The 18,093-nt window shown below is 46.8% G+C and carries 13 protein-coding genes; 6 read left to right on the top strand and 7 right to left on the bottom strand.

Annotated elements, in window-relative coordinates; translation table 11 throughout:
- Positions 1 to 65: 65 nt before the first annotated feature.
- Entirely contained in the window at positions 66 to 2,567 is a 2,502-nt protein-coding gene (locus AXFE_RS05385) for an ATP-dependent Clp protease ATP-binding subunit (RefSeq protein ID WP_052604880.1), read from the bottom strand.
- 534 nt (positions 2,568 to 3,101) lie between these two features.
- Between AXFE_RS05385 and AXFE_RS05380 the strand changes: the two genes are divergently transcribed.
- Entirely contained in the window at positions 3,102 to 4,076 is a 975-nt protein-coding gene (locus AXFE_RS05380) for a polyprenyl synthetase family protein (RefSeq protein WP_052604879.1), read from the top strand.
- Between the two features lie 117 nt (positions 4,077 to 4,193).
- Here AXFE_RS05380 and cobT read toward each other — a convergent pair whose 3' ends face one another.
- A complete protein-coding gene (cobT, locus tag AXFE_RS05375; protein ID WP_052604878.1) occupies positions 4,194 to 5,252 on the bottom strand; it encodes a nicotinate-nucleotide--dimethylbenzimidazole phosphoribosyltransferase in 1,059 nt (352 codons plus the stop codon).
- 44 nt (positions 5,253 to 5,296) lie between these two features.
- Positions 5,297 to 5,806 (bottom strand): GtrA family protein, encoded by a 510-nt coding sequence (locus AXFE_RS05370; protein WP_052604877.1) that lies wholly within the window; start codon positions 5,804 to 5,806, stop codon positions 5,297 to 5,299.
- 1,556 nt (positions 5,807 to 7,362) lie between these two features.
- On the opposite strand from AXFE_RS05370, the gene AXFE_RS05355 reads away from it, so the two are divergent.
- From AXFE_RS05355 to tesB, 4 genes are all read left to right on the top strand, one after another.
- On the top strand, positions 7,363 to 8,865 hold the full coding sequence (locus AXFE_RS05355; RefSeq protein WP_052604874.1) for an NHL repeat-containing protein: 1,503 nt from the start codon (positions 7,363 to 7,365) through the stop codon (positions 8,863 to 8,865).
- A gap of 117 nt (positions 8,866 to 8,982) precedes the next feature.
- Entirely contained in the window at positions 8,983 to 9,516 is a 534-nt protein-coding gene (locus AXFE_RS05350) for a sigma-70 family RNA polymerase sigma factor (protein WP_052604873.1), read from the top strand.
- The gene (locus AXFE_RS05345) at positions 9,517 to 10,209 is read left to right on the top strand and encodes an anti-sigma factor (protein WP_052604872.1); all 693 of its coding nucleotides are present in this window, start codon (positions 9,517 to 9,519) and stop codon (positions 10,207 to 10,209) included. It begins immediately after the preceding gene.
- Positions 10,210 to 11,327: 1,118 nt separating this feature from the next.
- Positions 11,328 to 12,194: an acyl-CoA thioesterase II gene (tesB, locus tag AXFE_RS05340; RefSeq protein WP_052604871.1), complete on the top strand. Its 867-nt coding sequence runs from the start codon at positions 11,328 to 11,330 to the stop codon at positions 12,192 to 12,194.
- Between the two features lie 130 nt (positions 12,195 to 12,324).
- Here the strand turns inward: tesB and AXFE_RS05335 are convergent, their stop codons facing one another.
- The 3 genes from AXFE_RS05335 to AXFE_RS05325 all read right to left on the bottom strand — a co-directional run bounded on the left by AXFE_RS05335 (position 12,325) and on the right by AXFE_RS05325 (position 15,650).
- The gene (locus AXFE_RS05335) at positions 12,325 to 13,593 is read right to left on the bottom strand and encodes a citrate synthase (protein ID WP_052604870.1); all 1,269 of its coding nucleotides are present in this window, start codon (positions 13,591 to 13,593) and stop codon (positions 12,325 to 12,327) included.
- A 1,317-nt stretch (positions 13,594 to 14,910) separates the two neighbouring features.
- Positions 14,911 to 15,351 (bottom strand): GNAT family N-acetyltransferase, encoded by a 441-nt coding sequence (locus AXFE_RS05330; protein WP_235347633.1) that lies wholly within the window; start codon positions 15,349 to 15,351, stop codon positions 14,911 to 14,913.
- 83 nt (positions 15,352 to 15,434) lie between these two features.
- On the bottom strand, positions 15,435 to 15,650 hold the full coding sequence (locus AXFE_RS05325) for a hypothetical protein (protein WP_052604869.1): 216 nt from the start codon (positions 15,648 to 15,650) through the stop codon (positions 15,435 to 15,437).
- 497 nt (positions 15,651 to 16,147) lie between these two features.
- Here AXFE_RS05325 and AXFE_RS05315 point away from each other — a divergent pair, with 497 nt between their 5' ends.
- A complete protein-coding gene (locus AXFE_RS05315; RefSeq protein ID WP_052604867.1) occupies positions 16,148 to 16,837 on the top strand; it encodes an NUDIX hydrolase N-terminal domain-containing protein in 690 nt (229 codons plus the stop codon).
- A 203-nt stretch (positions 16,838 to 17,040) separates the two neighbouring features.
- Here AXFE_RS05315 and AXFE_RS05310 read toward each other — a convergent pair whose 3' ends face one another.
- Positions 17,041 to 17,937 carry a PAC2 family protein gene (locus AXFE_RS05310; protein WP_160291741.1) on the bottom strand — a complete coding sequence of 299 codons (897 nt, stop codon included), beginning with the start codon at positions 17,935 to 17,937 and terminating at the stop codon, positions 17,041 to 17,043.
- Between the last annotated feature and the right edge of the window lie 156 nt (positions 17,938 to 18,093).

The raw sequence follows: 18,093 nt of genomic DNA, 5'->3' as shown, positions 1-18,093 counted from the left end.
TATCTGAAGATCCATGCAAACTATAAAGATGCCAATTTCAGCGGTTCCTAAATAATACCTATGATCTATTGCTGTTCTTGTCCAGAACCAGTTTCAGCTAGCTCGATCTCTGGCGGTTGTAGACCCTCAACTCTCCTAAAGACCAACTCATCACCTTCGACATCCACAACTGCAGTATCGCCGGCGTTGAACTCCTTCCAAAGGAGCTTCTCAGATAGCGGATCTTCGATCAACCTCTGGAGCGCTCTTCGCAACGGTCTGGCACCAAGTGCTGGATCGTAACCCTTCTTTCCCACATATTCCTTCGCGCTAAGGGTAAGGACCAATCCAATTCCCATCGCCTCAAGCTGCGACTGAACACGCATGATCATTAGATCAACGATCTCTGTAACTTCTTCTTGTGTCAGCTCGTGGAAGACGATCACGTCGTCAATACGGTTCAAAAACTCAGGCTTGAAGTGAGCCTTGAGAGCATCGTTCACTCGACGCTTCATCATCTCATAGGTCACATCGTCACTTGATTTAGAAAAACCGACGCTGGACTTGCGCAGATCGCCAGTTCCAAGGTTCGAAGTCATAATCAAAACGGTATTTTTGAAGTCAACTGTTCGCCCTTGCGAATCGGTAAGACGACCATCCTCTAAGATCTGCAAAAGAGCATTGAAGACATCAGGGTGAGCCTTTTCTACCTCATCGAAGAGGACGACGGAGAACGGCTTTCGTCTGACAGCTTCCGTCAATTGACCACCCTCGTCATAACCGACATATCCTGGAGGCGAACCAACCAACCTAGAAACTGTGTGCTTTTCCATATACTCGCTCATATCGAGTTGAATCAAAGCATCTTGATCACCAAAGAGAAAGTCAGCTAAGGTCTTAGCCAGCTCCGTCTTTCCAACGCCTGTCGGCCCTAAAAAGATAAAGGAACCGCTCGGTCGCTTAGGATCCTTCAATCCTGCTCTAGTTCTGCGAATCGCCTTAGAAAGTGCCTTTATGGCCTCATTTTGGCCTATAACCCTCTTGTGCAACTCGTCTTCCATACGCAAAAGCTTGGCTGTCTCAGCTTCAGTTAGCTTGTAGACCGGAATCCCTGTCCAATTGGAAAGAACTTCAGCTATTACATCCTCATCGACAATGTCAAAGAGATCTTGACCGGAGGCTTTCCATTCAAGCTCTAGCGCAGTCTTTGCCTCTTGGCGTTCCTTTTCACGAAGGGCAATCCTCTTGGCGTCATCAAATGCTTGACGCTCGATTGCTGCCTCCTTGTCACGCTTTAGACCATTTATCTCGTCCTCGATAATCTTTAGCTCAGGTGGCATCGACATACGACGAATTCGCAGGCGGCTCCCGGCTTCATCGATTAGATCGATAGCCTTATCAGGAAGGAAACGATCAGCAATATAACGATCCGCCAAATTTGCAGCTGCTACTATCGCTTGATCGGTGATAGTGACATTGTGATGGGATTCATAGCGATTTCTCAAACCTTTCAAGATCTCAATGGTGTGCTCAAGGGCTGGTTCTCCCACCTTTATGGGCTGAAAACGTCGCTCTAGGGCAGCATCTTTCTCAAGATGCTTACGATACTCATCTAGGGTTGTAGCACCTATCGTCTGCAACTCACCACGCGCAAGCATAGGCTTGAGAATCGAAGCGGCATCTATAGCCCCCTCTGCAGCACCAGCACCTACCAAGGTATGAAGTTCGTCGATAAAGAGAATGATGTCCTTGCGGGTCTTAATCTCTTTTAGAACCTTCTTCAGACGCTCTTCAAAGTCACCACGATATCTGCTACCTGCTACCAATGAACCAAGATCCAAAGTGTAAAGCTGCTTGCCTCTAAGAGTGTCTGGGACGTCGTTAGCCACTATCTTTTGGGCAAGACCCTCTACTATGGCAGTCTTTCCGACCCCAGGCTCTCCGATTAGAACTGGGTTATTTTTTGTACGTCGCGATAAGACCTGCATTACACGTTCGATCTCTTTATCGCGACCCACTACAGGGTCCAACTCCTTATCGCGAGCCATTTGCGTCAAGTTTCGGCCAAATTGATCTAGAACTGGGGATCCCGTTGAATTTTCGCCCTGAGAGGTCTGTCCGCCCACGCTAGCTCCAGCGGTCTCTCGATTCTGATAACCAGAGAGGATCTGTATGACCTGTTGTCTAACACGCGAGAGATCGGCTCCAAGGGAGGTTAGAACCTGAGCGGCTACACCTTCGCCCTCTCGAACCAATCCCAGAAGCATGTGCTCGGTGCCAATGTAATTATGGCCGAGTTGAAGTGCCTCACGAAGTGAAAGCTCGAGAACCTTCTTGGCCCTCGGGGTAAAAGGCGGAGAACCGGCTGCTGGGCCGGCTGCTGGGCCGATAAGCTCCTCGACTTTAAATCTAACAGCATCCAAAGATATCCCAAGGGACTCGAGTGCCTTTGCGGCCACTCCTTCGCCCTCGTGGATTAAGCCCAATAGGATGTGCTCAGTTCCAATGAAGTTGTGATTGAGAAGGCGAGCTTCTTCTTGTGCAAGCACTAAAACTCGTCTAGCTCTATCTGTGAATCTTTCAAACAAGACTTTGCCTCCCCGCTAGGGCTGATAGAACACTATCAATTGTAATTTCGATTTCGCTAAAACCCATATCAGACCTGTTCATTAACTATTCGTAAGTATTGAAACACTCACTTGGCTGTTTTCTTTCCCTATCGAGGAGATCTTTTCAATCAAAACCTCGATCTGACTCAAAAGGGTTAAAAATGCCAAACAAATTACCAAATTAGATCCTCTATGAATCAACAATAACGCACTATTCGCACCGGGCACCTACAGCTTTGCCATCGCCGAGAACCACCTTCTACCTAAGTATCGAACTTTTATCGACCTAGAGTAGAGCTCAGTTAACAATCAACTAACATTTTGCTGTGAAAGTTGACACACCTTTTGCTAGATAATCCATTTCAACGAGAAGTATTACCCCGATCTCGTCACTAAAACAATGGACTAAATGCTTTTTTTTCGCGCACGTTACTACTTTATGGTTAACTTCACATAGCCTAGAATACAGTGCATTTACTCTACGACATACCTATAGAAGGCTATCCCGCTCAAATGGATCGAATCGAAGCTTTACTAGCTCGATCTGTCGCATCTGATGATCCTCGCCTATCCGAAGTAGCCACCCATCTAATAAACGCTGGTGGCAAAAGAATACGACCTACCCTTGCGATGGCATCCGCGATCGCTGGCGGTTGTGAACTTAATGAATCGATACTCTTAGCCGGAGTGGCGGTTGAACTAGTACACTTGGCATCGCTCTACCATGACGACGTCATGGACGAAGCAACCACCCGTCGCAATGTAACCAGCGTAAATGCAAAGTGGGGAAACCTCATAGCAATCGTAGCTGGCGACTTCCTTCTAGCAAGAGCAGCTGGCATCGCAGCTCGACTTAGCCAATCGATAGCAGAACTCCTTGCAGACACCTTAGCTCGACTATGTGAGGGCCAAATCCTCGAAGTTAACTCGGCCTTTGAAACCAATCGGACCCAACAGGAATATTTCTCAGCTATCTCGGGGAAAACCGCCTCTTTGATGGCAACGTCTTGCAAGATCGGTGCGTTAGCTGCCGGGTTGGAGGACGATGTCGCTAAAAAACTCGATCGAGTCGGATATCTCTTTGGAATGGTATACCAGATAAGAGATGATGTATTGGACATTATAGGCTCTGACGACCAACTCGGAAAAGCCCCTGGCCAAGATCTACTTGAAGGAATCTACACACTTCCAACAATAATTGCCCTAGAAAACGCAGGCGAATCCTCAAAATTGCGACGGCTACTAGATTCCAACCGCCAAGGTGCCTTTGGTTTAGGTGAACTCTCCCTTGCGCGACGCGAAATTCTAATATCTGGGGCGCTAGAACAAAGCGTCGAGATCGCACGGACATATTGCGACGAAGCGGCCGAGATAGGACTCTCTCTCAATAACCCAGTTTCGCGATACTTGGGCGATCTCTCCCCAAATCTCCTAGATGGAATCGACGCTCTCATCAGCGCAAAACTTACAGCTGAGCTTGCTAGCTAAGACTAACCAAATCTAGTCAAATAAATGAATTGGTAACGGCCATTTGATCGATCCACCTATCCTAAAGATCTGCCAAGAAATAGCTTCGCTCCAAGCTCAAAGATTACTTTTCAAAGATTACTTTTCGGTAACTCCGGCTTGATCAAAGGTCGCCATATCCGCCAAGAGGTCTGTGGCACCTTGAATCAGTCCTAGCGCAAGGAGTGCGCCTGAACCTTCGCCCAAAGCAAGATCCAAATTCAAAAGAGGCTCCATGCCAAGCGCGGAATTAGCCACCTTGGCTCCAACTTCTCGTGATGCATGACCGGCAAAACAATATTGGAGAGATAAAGGAGACAACTCACGAGCAAGAAGTGCAGAGGAATTTGATATCACACCATCTAATACAAGTGGAACCTTTGAAAATGCAGCCCCGATTATAAAGCCAACGGTTGCGCCATGTTCAAAGCCTCCGATCGAACTTAGAACTCCCAATACGTCACTTCTATCTATCGAACTAGCAGTCCTAGAAACTGCGCTCTCAATGATTGCAACCTTCTTCTCAAACAACTCCGAAGAGATACCAGTACCATAGCCCGTCACCGATGCCACGGGGGCACCGACCATAAAGGCTACAATCGCGGCTGAAGGGGTTGTATTCCCAATTCCCATATCGCCCGCGATTAGAATGTCATGGCCATCTAAAACTAAGTCACAGGCGACATCAAAGCCAACTTGAATTGCTTTGGCTGCTTGTTCTCTTGTCATAGCAGCACCTTTAGCTAGGTTGGAGGTACCCTTAGCAACTTTCTGGATAATGAGACCCTCTGTTGGCACAAGGTCTAGAGCCACTCCAACGTCGACAACTAGGACCTTGGTCGATGTTCGCTTAGCCAGAACATTGGCAGCGGCTCCTCCGCTTAGGAAGTTTCCGACCATCTGGGCAGTCACTTCCATTGGCCATGGAGAGATCCCCTCTTCTAGCACACCGTGATCTCCGGCGAATATAGCCAGGGCTCCACGAGAGGGAGTTCTAGCCGGCACCAATGAGGCGATTCCACAAATTTGAGCCGCAACATCTTCTAAGGCTCCAAGCGCATAAGGCGGCTTTGTAAGGGTCAACTGCCTAGCTTTAGCTTCCTCGAAAGACTTGGTATCGATACCAACGACTAGCTTTGCAGCTTCAAAAACATCCATCAACTAACCTTAAAACAAACGCCAAAACTTTCGAATTTACCAGATCAGACCGCTTCAGCTTCAAAGGCACCACTGGCAACTAGGGTCGAGTTGATGTCATCATTGGTAAACATAAACTTATTAAAGATAAAGAACTTGCCAACCCAAAGAATTCCAAAGGCAAATATCGAAGCAAGATTTACCAAAATTGCTGTCTTAAAGTGGGTATAGCCATGAGTGGTAGCAAATCTTGTGGTCAGGGCGATCATACCCATCGATAGACCAAGGCCCAAAAACGCCAAGAACCAAAAAGGGAAGACTTCGCGCCAAAAGTGAGACTTTCCGCTTTTACCCCACGCCCAATTGCGATTCATGTAATAAGCAGGAACTGCCGAAACCCCAGTTGCGATGAAATTTGAGGTGGTGGCGCTAAAACGTCGAGTAAGACCAAAGCAAACAAAGAGAACGACCTGGGCAACTACTACGGAGACGCCAGAGGTCACAACGTATCGAAACGCCTTTACATATTTACCGGATGCTCGAACCTCAAGCAGCAGGGAACTTAACTTTTTCAAATTAAACACTTTCGATAAAACCTCGTCGGGCCCAAGATTCCATTACCACATTTTTGCGCCCACAGATATATGAATAATATCAGTCTAGATCAGAGTCGACAACTTTTGCGATTTTCTATAGCGATAATGTGAAACAATTCACGACAAAATGAACTCTTTATATCCTAAACACGGCGGTAGGAAGGTAACGAGTTGGAGAGTTGGAATTGAAAAACTCCTTATAAAGATTCACAGGTATGAACCATCTTGGAGTTTGGTTCTAGGATTGATGGCTGTAGGACAACAAAGCCACATCTTTTTGCAAGTCGCTCTACCAATGACGTTTCGCTGTCCATCGGTTAGGGCGATATCTAAAATTCCCCAATGGGTAACTTGCATATCTTCTTTTGCGGTCAGTCCGTGACGGTCTGACGATAAATTTTTAGTAATTTCCAATTTGAGGTGCTGCTCCATCTAATTATTGCATGCAACGATTCGTCCTTTGACAAAGTAGCCCATTGTGCAAATCCAAGTTCTTTGAAAACATTAACCACGCCTTAGATCGCATCAGGCTGGTCGGCTTCGTGTAGAAATAGTCTTGAAAATATCGACCCTTGACAAAAACATCTTCAGGTGATTTTGCAGAGGTACCTAGGGTGACCTGAACATAGCAAAGCAACCGCCACCCCAAATGCTAATTCATAGGCCACTGGGGAAATTGGTTTGGGTCGCCACTTTTCTTGCCCTTTTTACCCTGTCTTCACCTACGACTGATCCCTCAAGGCAAGAGCTCATCCACCTAGAAGACAATTGCAAAAGTAGATATTAAACCTTTTTGAATTCTAAGCCCCGCACCCACTGGCACAAAAGGAATAGCAACGGTAACTTGAGCCAAAAACTATTCCGAAATAATTAATCTTGGAATTGTGTACCGGTCCCATATGGGATTTTCTCCAAGTCCCTGTCAATAAATGGTTCTCTGCCACTGCAATATCTAGCTTGCTTAGCGTCAACCAGCCAGTATTGGATAAAGAAAAGTCAGGAAAAGACGCCACTTGGAGGGATTTGGCAGGTCGGGTCGACAACCTACCACGCTTGTTGTTAGATGACAGAAAGATGACAAAGATGTCTATCGGATATTGGGGTATGACTTTCTTGAAAGATAGCCCCGACGTCACACAACACTTGACTTGAGAAACGTTTGAAGTGTGGCGATCGAGGTGTCGCGTTTGTGGTAACGGACTACCTTCAGCTGAGGCAATATGGCCGGAGTCGCACTTTAGGTGACTAACGCCCATTTTTTATCGAAATCGAATCAAAAAATCCTTTGTACTTCTTACAAATCTAAGAGTGCCATAGGACCTCACCTATCCACTTGCCAGCTTCATCGAATATCTGATCAATCACGTCCAGCACCATTTTGGTCTCAGCAGAGGTAAGAGTTAGAAAGGTTGAAATGCATTTTGCAAAATATCCGTAAATTGATTGAACCTTTTGGCCACCTAAGACGTTGTTGGCCTATGAGAATAAAACCACACTCAACAACGCGGGCTAGTTCTGTCTCGAGGTTCGGCTTAATGCCGACCCTTGCTGCAGCTGGCCTTACATCTATCGCTGGGCTAATTTCAGGCGCAGCTACTTTGGTGGCTGCCCCACAGATAGCATCTGCGACAATGGCTTCACCTAGCTCGATTCTTTCATCACTAGTTGATGTAAATATTGGCTCAACTATTTCGGCAAATGGCGATACAAATCCTTACGGTATCGCTATCGTACCTCAAAACTATGTGCCTACTTCAAATTCGCTTTGGCAACCTGGCGACGTAATCGTAAGCGATTTCAATAACAGCGCCGGTACTAATGGAGCAGGCAGTTCTATTGTCCGGATTAGAAATGGTGTTACGACAACCATTTCACAAGGGCAGCTCTTTGGAACAGCAGGGCTGGCCTTCAACGCTAATGGTGCGGCCCTTTGGACGAGTAATATTGGTCCAACTCCGAGTGGGATGCCAAGCGGCGACGTATCAATCGTTCTAGGCAACAATAACCCAAACGGAGCAGCGTTAGCTTCTACCAATGGTTCTGGAACCATAAATAACAAAACCACTGCATCCAATAAGGTAACCAACTCCTTCAACGGGCCATGGGGTCAGGCATTCAACGGCAACGGGTCATCTCCCGTCTTTTACTGGAGTAATGTCAACGACGGGAAGGTCTACTCTATCTCCAACCTCACCGCGCCAAACTTTGGCGCGGACAGAGTTACTCTTCTCGCCAGCCTTCCATGGGGACCAGCCCCTGGAAGTTCAAGTTCGTCGGCTACAAATTTAGGGCCATCGGCGATCGTCTACTCCAAAGCCAACGACACCCTCTATGCGACTGATGCATATAACAACAGCGTCTATGCAATTTCTGGGGTATCGACGTCGTCACCCACAACAAGCTTGGTTGTTAGCAACGGTGCTTTGAATGTGCCAGTTGGGATTACTATAAACCCCCTCAACGGTGACCTCCTAGTTGCAAATGGTGGAGTCAATACAATCGTTGAGATCAACCCCATGACCAAAATGGTTGACGCCATGAGAAATGTTGCTCCAAACGAACCACCAGGCAGCCTCTTTGGAATCCAAGCTGTCACTTTAAGCGATGGTTCGCTAGCTATCTACTACTTAAATGATACTCAAAACAGTGTCCACGAACTTGTAACTCGCAGTACTCCCGGTGGGTATCGATTTGCAAGTAGCGATGGCGGAGTATTTAGTTACGGAGATGCAAGCTACTATGGCGGGGCCGCCTCAATGAAGCTAAATAAGCCGATAGTTGGCATTGCTTCTACTCCAGATGGCAAAGGCTATTGGTTGGTCGCAGCAGATGGCGGCGTATTTAGTTACGGAGATGCAAGCTACTATGGCGGGGCCGCCTCAATGAAGCTAAATCAGCCGATAGTTGGCATACTCGCAACCCCGTATGGTGGCGGATATTGGCTAATTGCCCAAGATGGCGGCGTCTTTAGTTACGGAGATGCAAGCTACATGGGTTCGACTGGTGGAATGGTTCTGGCTGCCCCAGTAGTCGGCTAATCAATTTTACCGTAAATCTTTAGCTAGATTGAAATAGGACACCCGTTTCGAGGTTAATCTCCACAACGGGTGTTCTATTTTCTTATACGGCACTCTGCGAGACGTTTAGGGGAACAATTGCTAGCATCAGAACGGGTGGATGTAGTTTGGAGGTCATGTTCAGATGATCTCGTTGGATATGCATTCTCACTCTGCGGTGATCGCAGTCAAGCTCTCGACGTCGTTCAGGAGAGTTTTGTGAGATTGATCTCACAACTTCAACGTTCGCCAACGCTATTAAATGAAGATAGCGCTCGACCGTGGCTCTTTAAGGTGGTCCGGAATTTAGTGGTGGACAACTTTAGACGTAAAGAAAACGTCTCGACTGCCACGACCGATACTGACCCAAACCATAGTCGTAACGGTGACAATGCTACAGAGTTGGATGGCTTCTACAACCTAGATACGATGGTTGTTGACCGTATCGTGATCAATAACGCACTAGATGCTCTATCGAGCGACCATCGCATAGTTATTGATTTAGTCGTAGTTGAGGGCCTATCGTTGTTCGACGCAAGTGAGATCTTGAAAGTTCCAATTGGGACAGTCAAGTCGCGCATTTATTATGGCTTGAAGAAGGCTCGAGAAAATATGGGCGAGGAGGTGAGGTAGGTGCAGATGGACGAACACCTCAAGTTCAAAGAGTCTCTTGGCGGCTATGTGATAGAAGGGCCGGGAAGCAATCCTGAACTCGAAGATCACTTAATGAGTTGTACTGAGTGCCAGAGCGAGATAGGTGAAATACGCTCCACAATCGCTATCATTCGAAGGTCGCATTCAGCGACACCTGCTTCTGTAGCACTCATAGTGCCACCTAGGGCTATTGAAGAACGATCATCTAAGGTCGACCGTGATCTGGCTCTCGTCGAGATTTCGAAGTTGCGAAGGTCAAATAGAAATATGAGATATGGAGCAATAGCAGCTTCGATAGTTGCAGTAGTCTCGCTGTCAACGCTTGCCCTGAGACCAAAGGCACCGTCTTACCTTGCAACAGTAACGTCCTCTCCATCATCGATGGTAGTAAATCTCGTCTCTAACAATAAGGCGGCTTCACCCGTGGGAACAATTGTGGCTGAACCGCGAGGATGGGGGTCGCAGTTGGTCTTGACAGTGGATGGGCTAAAGGCTGGCAAGACCTATCAGATTGTCGTTGAAAGCGGTAAAGTACAAGATGGGGCAGGTAGCTACATGGTTCCAAAAGCCGGAACTCTTCACGTTATCACGGCTTCATCCATACGCACTCCGATGATCACGGCCATAAAGATAATCGCTAACAATGGCTCAACTTACGCCAAGAGTCTTTGACTCCTAAAATTAGGTTGCCCAAAGCCTCTCTTTCCTACTCTCATAAGCAAGTGCTGCTATCTTTACTAGATAATTTCTCTTAGAAAAAGTTAGACAAGTTCCTTCGGACGCTCAGTTAGAAGGGTAGGCCATCTGTCTTCCTAATGACCAAAGAGATACCTATCAAAAGACTGAGCACCTCGCATGAATCATCTCTTGGCGCAGTTATGAAGCTTGAGAGTAGGCGACCTGTGGTCTCCTCAATTTTTTCTTTGGTAATTGCTCCCACTTTACCGATGAGGCTCTCCTTCGTAATTAGTCCCTTTTCTTTGATGTTGACTAGAGCTTCGTCTCCCTCTTGTTAGCTAAAGCCTCAAGTGACGGCGACGAAATCCTTTGGAATTCATCGATCAGTAATTATTGATGTGGATAGGCTTTGTCCAATGCCGGAAATTTCCTCGGTGGTTAGCGCACTGAACTGGCCAACATCCCAGTGTTTAAACAAAAGGCTGACCAGATGCCAGAGTAAGGCAATGCGCCATCCTCAACTCGCATTTGAAGAACTCTTTGGCCCGCCTGCCAACTTCGTAGCCGATCCGCTTGCGATGAAACGGAGTACAAAAAAGAACATTTCACCCGCTGCGTACACGCCAGCTTAAAAGATTCCAAAAGGATCTCTATCTACTCATCCCAAGGGAGGTGGATCGCTCAATATTCTAAATTGAAAGTGAATAAAAGATAGAAAGTGTCAATTTAATAGACGCCCTGTCAAGTGATGAAATTCGAAATACCGCACGCGTGGTACAAGTTTGGGTTAAATAAGGCGAATGGATGAAAGTCATATCGGTGGATGCAAATATGGTAGGCGGCAAAAGCTCCCTTACCACTGCAATTTGATCTCATGAACTTTTATCGGCTTCTTGCTAAGCGAAGTGCTCCATAGGTGCCAGAAATATCTACCTTGCCGCCTTCTTCAATCATATCCTCCAGTAAAGATAGGCTCCATTTTGCTTTCAGTACAGATAAAACTTACGAAACTTAGTAGTCATTTTGTAAAATATTAATTATTGAAGCGCAAAATCTCACCATGTTCTGAGTATTCCGACCGATGCTGCAGATTTTTAGGCAAAGATGTAGGTGTGACAGATTCTCTCGATGCGCTAATTACGCTACTTGATTTAGACCAAATAGAAGAAAATATCTTTCGGGGCTATTCGCCCGAAGAGCACAGAATGAGGGTCTTTGGCGGACAGGTGGCTGGACAAGCTCTTGTGGCCGCAGGACGAACCGTTTCTAAGGGAAACGTACACTCCTTACATGCCTATTTTCTAAGGCCCGGCGATCCCAGAATCCCTATCGTCTACCTAGTCGATAGAATTCGTGATGGCAAGTCCTTTACGACCCGAAGAGTCATCGCTCTCCAAAGAGGGGAAGCGATCTTTAACCTCTCTGCATCCTTTCATATTCAAGAGCCAGGAATCGATCATCAAAGCGAGATGCCCGACGTGCCAGATCCACTTTCGCTGCCTACCTTTAAAGAAAAGATGGCGCCATATGCCAAGAGGATGGGCGAGTGGTACTCTAGGCCACGGCCATTGGACCAGCGCTACATCACCGAACCAAACATGTTCAAGACCCAAGAAAAGCGCGAACCCTATCAAAGGGTATGGGTACGTGCAGATGGAACTCTTCCAGATGACCCACTTTTACATGCATGCGTGATAGCCTACGCCTCAGATATGACCCTTTTGGATTCAGTGATGCTTCCACATAAAGTATCTTGGGATCAACCTGGCGTAATGGTAGCGAGCCTCGATCATGCTATGTGGTTTCACCGCCAATTTAGGGCCGATGAATGGTTCTTGTACGACCAGGAGAGCCCAACCGCCTCTGGATCACGAGGACTCGCTCGCGGTCAGATCTTCTCGAGCGATGGTCGATTGGTCGTCTCTGTGGTTCAGGAAGGGTTAGTGCGAATCATAAATCAAGAGATTCAGGACTTCTAAATCACGATCCACCTAAAAACGCCAAAAGACCAGCGATAGTTGCAATTAAAACTATAGGGCTCCTTCAAAGACAAGGAGCCCTATAGCATTTAACTCACAAATAGGGCTACATCAACAAGTTGGCTCGAGGCTACCTCTGCTCAATAGTTACATAATTTCGCTCAGGAGCACCCGTATAGAGCTGGCGTGGCCTAACGATTTTAGCGTCTTGGTCCAAGAGCTCAGACCAGTGAGAAAGCCACCCAGAAATTCGCGGAATAGCAAAAAGGACTGGGAACATGTCAATTGGAAAGCCCATCGCCTGATAGATCAAACCAGAATAAAAGTCAACATTTGGATAGAGCTTTCGCGAGATAAAATAATCATCGCTCAATGCAGTCTCTTCCAACTTCAATGCGATATCTAGAAGCGGGTTCTTTCCCGTTACCTCAAAGACGTCATAGGCGACCTTCTTGATGATCCTCGCACGAGGATCATAGTTCTTATAGACACGATGGCCAAAGCCTTGAAGACGGGTCTTACCGGCTTTCACGGATTCAACAAAGGCGTCGACATTATCGATCGAGCCAATCTCGGTAAGCATCCTCACGACCGCCTCGTTGGCTCCGCCGTGGCGTGGGCCATAGAGAGCCGCACAAGCTGCGGCAGCTGAGGAGTATGGATCGGCATGGGCAGATCCTGCTGTACGCATCGCTGTCGTAGAACAATTCTGCTCGTGGTCGGCGTGAAGGATAAACAAGACGTCAATCGCTCTTACCAAAACCGGGTTCGCCTTGTAATGCGGCTCCGCAACCTTCCACATCATGGACAAGAAGTTAGCTGGGAATGGAAGCTCGTTATCTGGATAGACGAAGGGCATTCCAACGCTAAAACGGTGCGCTGCAGCCGCCAAAGTTGGCATCTTTGCTATCAAGCGCACGATCTGCTTCTCACGCACCTCAGGATTGTGAATATCCTTGGCATCAGAGTAGAAGGTAGACAGGGCGGCTACCGCAGAGACAAGCATACCCATCGGGTGTGCATCGTAATGGAACCCTTCCAGAAAGCGCTTTCTAACGTTTTCATGAATAAATGTGTGATGGGTAATATCATTCACCCAGGCGTCGTATTGAACTTTATTGGGGAGTTCTCCCTTCAGCAACAGATACGCTACCTCGAGATAAGTTGACTCTTCGGCTAATTGCTCAATTGGATAGCCGCGATAACGCAACACTCCCCCGTCGCCATCTAAGTAGGTTATCGCGCTCTCGGTCATGGCCGTAGTGGTCAAACCAGCGTCGAAAAACCAAGTACCGGGAAGAATACTTCGCCAAGCATCTGAAGATATTCCACCGTTTTCAATAGGGATCTCAACCGACTTACCGCTGCGGTTATCGGTGATCGTGATCGATTCTGGCACGACTAATGGCCTCCGTTTACTCTTTACGTGGAAATGCTCAAAACTTTTTTGAGTATAAACAAGTTTGGAATCACTCTGCAAATTACCGTATGATGTCCACTCCTAAGACTAAACACATTTGACGCATTTGACCAATTTGTCACAAAACATTTAAAAAAAAGGAGTCGGCATCAGGTGAAAACACCCAGTCATCCACTTTGAACAAGGATGCCAAGATCTTGGTTCAATGCGTCTTACCACGCGCTTGCTCTTGGATCTATCGACCATAACTTTCCTGAGAGTAATATATTATTTGCCAAAATGGCGACCCGTTAAATCAAGTTAAGCTTCTTTCCTCAAAAATCCTCATGACCAAGCCACCGGCTGATTAAGCATCGTCGTACCTTTACCTGTAACCATGAGATCCAATGGCCTGCAGCAAAAAAGCGCTGGGTGGCGAAAGATGCGAGAAAGAACATTCCAATCAGAATAACTCTACGGCAAATACCATTCCGACTCCCCTAGAGTCAGGATTCACCAAAAAGTCAAAGTTCGCTTTGGCAAAGCCGCCCGACCATCAAAAAGGGATCTAAAGCACTAAAAGCCATCGCCGATGACCCAAGGCTCATCCAAGGGAAGTCCTAGGCTCAAAATCGAGATAACTTTCATTCTTTGAGAAAAAATCAATAGCGCAAATTGTTGCAGAAGGCCCGATCAGAAAATCGCCCAAACAGCATTCGAGCTTTACTGCAAGTTGACGAATTAAAAACAGTTAATACAATCTTGCATTAACCCATCTACAGCAGACGCGGTCCCACTCTTTTTGAACCTAGCCCATTAAGTAAAGATATAGTTGATTCGAGCCGCACCTTCTTGGCGCCCAAGAATTTGGTCATTTGCGACAAAATCCACCACCTAAAAGTTACTTTATCGAATTAAATAGACAAATAGGTCAATAATATTGACACACATCTAGTCTCATCTATCAAAGTATTCGACACTAAATTACGCGAATTATTTATCCCTTATCTTATCCTAGACACTTTATCATTGGCCCTACTCCGACTGAAGCCTATGGACATAATGCGCCAAAGAAACCCCTGGCCATCAACGTAGTTTATCCTTCACAATGTTAGCCAGGGCACCCTTTATGAGGCAAATAACAGAGATAACAAGTACTGGCCGTAACCTCATCCCGCGGCAAAAGCCCAGCATTTTCCAGTCACAACCGCACTAGACACAACGTCACAAAATTCAACTAAGAGCTCCTAGTCGAATCACACTCTAGGATTCTGCAGGTTTATTCTGAATATAATGCTTGAAATTCAGCCCTTATCATTAAAAAGAAAAACGATAGACATTGGTCTCTCTGATCTGAAATCCCTTTCGGAGATAAAGTCGATTTGCTGACTCTCGATCCGGACGCGAAGTTAGGTCAACTGTCTTTGCACCCAACGAGAGAGCAAGATCAAGTGCAAAATCGACCAACTTGGCACCAATCGACATGCCACGCTTTTGACCATCCACAACCACATCTTCAATGATGGCCCGAATACCCGTAGGGATCGAGAAGGTTACCAACGTCAACGTCCCGGATATTTCACCGTTGCGATCGCGGGCCAAAAGGAGCGAGATATTACCATCATCGATCAACTTTTTTAGGTCTCCAACTTCGAGCGGCCTCGCCGAAGAAGAAAGTTGAGGAATCAAAGCGTTAAGCGACGCTAGAGTCTCACCATCAGCTGACCTCGCCAACTCAATCATCACATCTTCGGCCACCACTACCACCTTGGTAAATCACTTACTATCTCTAGATTCTCTCGGAGCGATTCGCTCTCGCATTGAATCAAACTTAGCGCCTCTTACTCATCTATAAGACTCTCTAGCGCCAGAGACTGACACTCTAGAGATCCAATAGATTGATGCCATTTAAAGTAGCCAGACCAAGAGATGTCCAACACTTCAAATACCACTCCAGATCCAAAGGCCGCAATATGGCCGATCTGGTTTACAAAATCTAACCGACCACCTGTGCAATCGGTCCCAATGGCGGTCATAGCACCTCGGGAATATCTCAAATTGAAAACTACCTCGGTGCAAATTTCTCCTTGTCTATGAGGATCCACACTTTTCATTCAGATCCCACAGGGGCCCAAACCATATTTCAGATGAAAACCATCCATTCATTGAGAACACCTAGCCATGGCTGAGCAAAGCTCCAAGAATCAGTGCCACTGCCACAAAAGAATGAACCATCTCTGCCACGATTAGAACCAAAAGAGGTAGTTTTCAATTCAGCGGGCAAGGATAAATGGCCTTTGGGTCCTGGCCGACAGCATTTGCATAGAGACTGGTTGATCAAACTGGAGGTTATTGCTTTATCTTATAAGTCGTCTGGGTGGCTTTATCCAAAGATGGCTTTTGAGCGATCCAGCCTAAATCGTTTGAGCCCCAAGATCGAATGGTAAAAAGTCGTCAATGACAGTATCGATTCAAAAATCCTAGTTGGGACGCTATCTGGAGATCTCTGGAATTATTGGACCGCAATTATAAAATCGTTGGTAGTTTTTGAGTTGTGGATATTTCTAGAACTACATTGCTACGATGGGCCGAAGCCCTCGGAGGATCAGCTCGGACTGGTCTCGGCTTTACAAAAAGCCTTTATGAGATCGAGAGGTTCGAAGAGATATTAAAGATTGCATCAGAGATACGAAGTTGCGCCCAAATCAGTGGCCTTGGTATAGACCCCGAGTCGAGCGGTGATGAGATTTTTGACCATTGGCTCCAATCCGTAGGGGATGGAATTCCAGGTTACGTAACTCCCAAAAGTGCAATCGCCACGATCGTCGGCAACGAAAAGGGCGAGATCCTCCTTATCCAAAGGTCAGATTCTGGAATTTGGCTATACCCTACTGGATGGGCTGACGTTGGATATTCGCCATCCGAAGTAGCCACAAAAGAAGTCAAAGAGGAGACTGGAATCGATATCGAGGTAGTTCGGGTCTTAGCCATTATCGATGGTATGCGAAGGGGATATACCGCGGTTCCCTTGTATTCAACTATGTTCTACTGTCGAAGCATAGGAGGAGAGCTCAAGGCGCATCCTCTTGAATGCCGGGACGTTGGTTGGTTTTCTCGTAACAACCTCCCTTCTCCAATGGTTCGCCCTGAATCGTGGATCCCTATGGCCTTTCGCGCAATAGACGGAATTATAGATGAGACCCATTTTGACACGGTGAGAACCCCCTTCTGGCGCGAAGAGTAAAGTAATAGAGCCAATACGAAGTTCATAATCAACCATGGCTACATGGCTATCTATGAACCATTGCTAATCATGAACAAAGAGTCACATCTCCCAAAGATAGATAGCTCCAGCAACAAGCCATCTTCCAAAAGGTCGCTTCGACCATCTAGCACCCGAGCTGCATCACCCGAATTGCATCACCAGATGAATCGAACTATCACCTATCACCTATCCGTATCACGCAGGATATAACGCAAATAGCTCTCGGCCTCATCAATCATTTCAGAGGCGTATGCAGTCGGATCCATGGCTGCAAATTCATCTTCGTCAGCCTCGTCATCATCGGTCTCAGAAATTCCGAGTCGGGCTAGATAATTAAATACTTCATCGTCGGATTCCACCAATTTGGTAATGGAATCTTCGTAATCGCTAACCGCCCCATCTAGCTCCGATGCATCAAGGGCGAGATGGAAAAGCTCGCCGATCTTTGCCACCAAAGCCTGAGCGGCCTTGGGTGAAGGCGTCTGTACTAAATAATGAGGAACAGATGACCACATGGTAGCGACAGAGGCACCTTTGCCATCCAATATTATCTGGGCGGCGCCCATCATAGTTGTAGGACCTACGAAGTTATCTGACATCAACCCCAAGGATCTCATCAGCCGAGGGCTATTTGATCGAACCGAAACTTCAGATGGCGAGGTATGTGGCGCATTCACAATTTGGCCACCCAAAAATATCGTGTCATTTGGATTAAAGGTATTGATGACATCCACGACCAACGCACAGTAGCTACGCCATTCAACGCGAGGCTCCAAAAAATGAACCAAGATAATATCGCGATTGCTCGAGACATCCTTGCCTTGGTAGATCTCAATCTTGGGCCATTCTATATGACGGTCGATCCCATCGGTAGTTGATATAAATGGGCGTGTTGAATCATAGTCCACGAAACGATCGACGTCGACTTCTGCAATTCTCACAGCATCAAATGCATCTCTCATGTACGCCAGCGCCATGAAACCACCGCGTGCCGGATCATCCTCCCCTTCAAAGGCCGCGATAAGCAAAGGATTCACCAATGCTGTCGGGTTCTGCCTAATCCACGAGACTTCAGTCATAACTACACGATAGCAAGAAGTTGGGAATTGAACTTGGAGTTGTGGGTGCAAAATAAGATATCCACCGACCCAGCCAATTAGACCAGCACCATGCATGCCATAAAAACCACTCTAAAGCGATCTAAAGCGATCTAAAGCGACCATCGGCTATGCCAA

The sequence above is a fragment of the Acidithrix ferrooxidans genome (assembly GCF_000949295.1).
Taxonomy (GTDB): Bacteria; Actinomycetota; Acidimicrobiia; order Acidimicrobiales; family Acidimicrobiaceae; genus Acidithrix; species Acidithrix ferrooxidans.
This window is presented reverse-complemented; position numbering and strand designations above follow the sequence as displayed.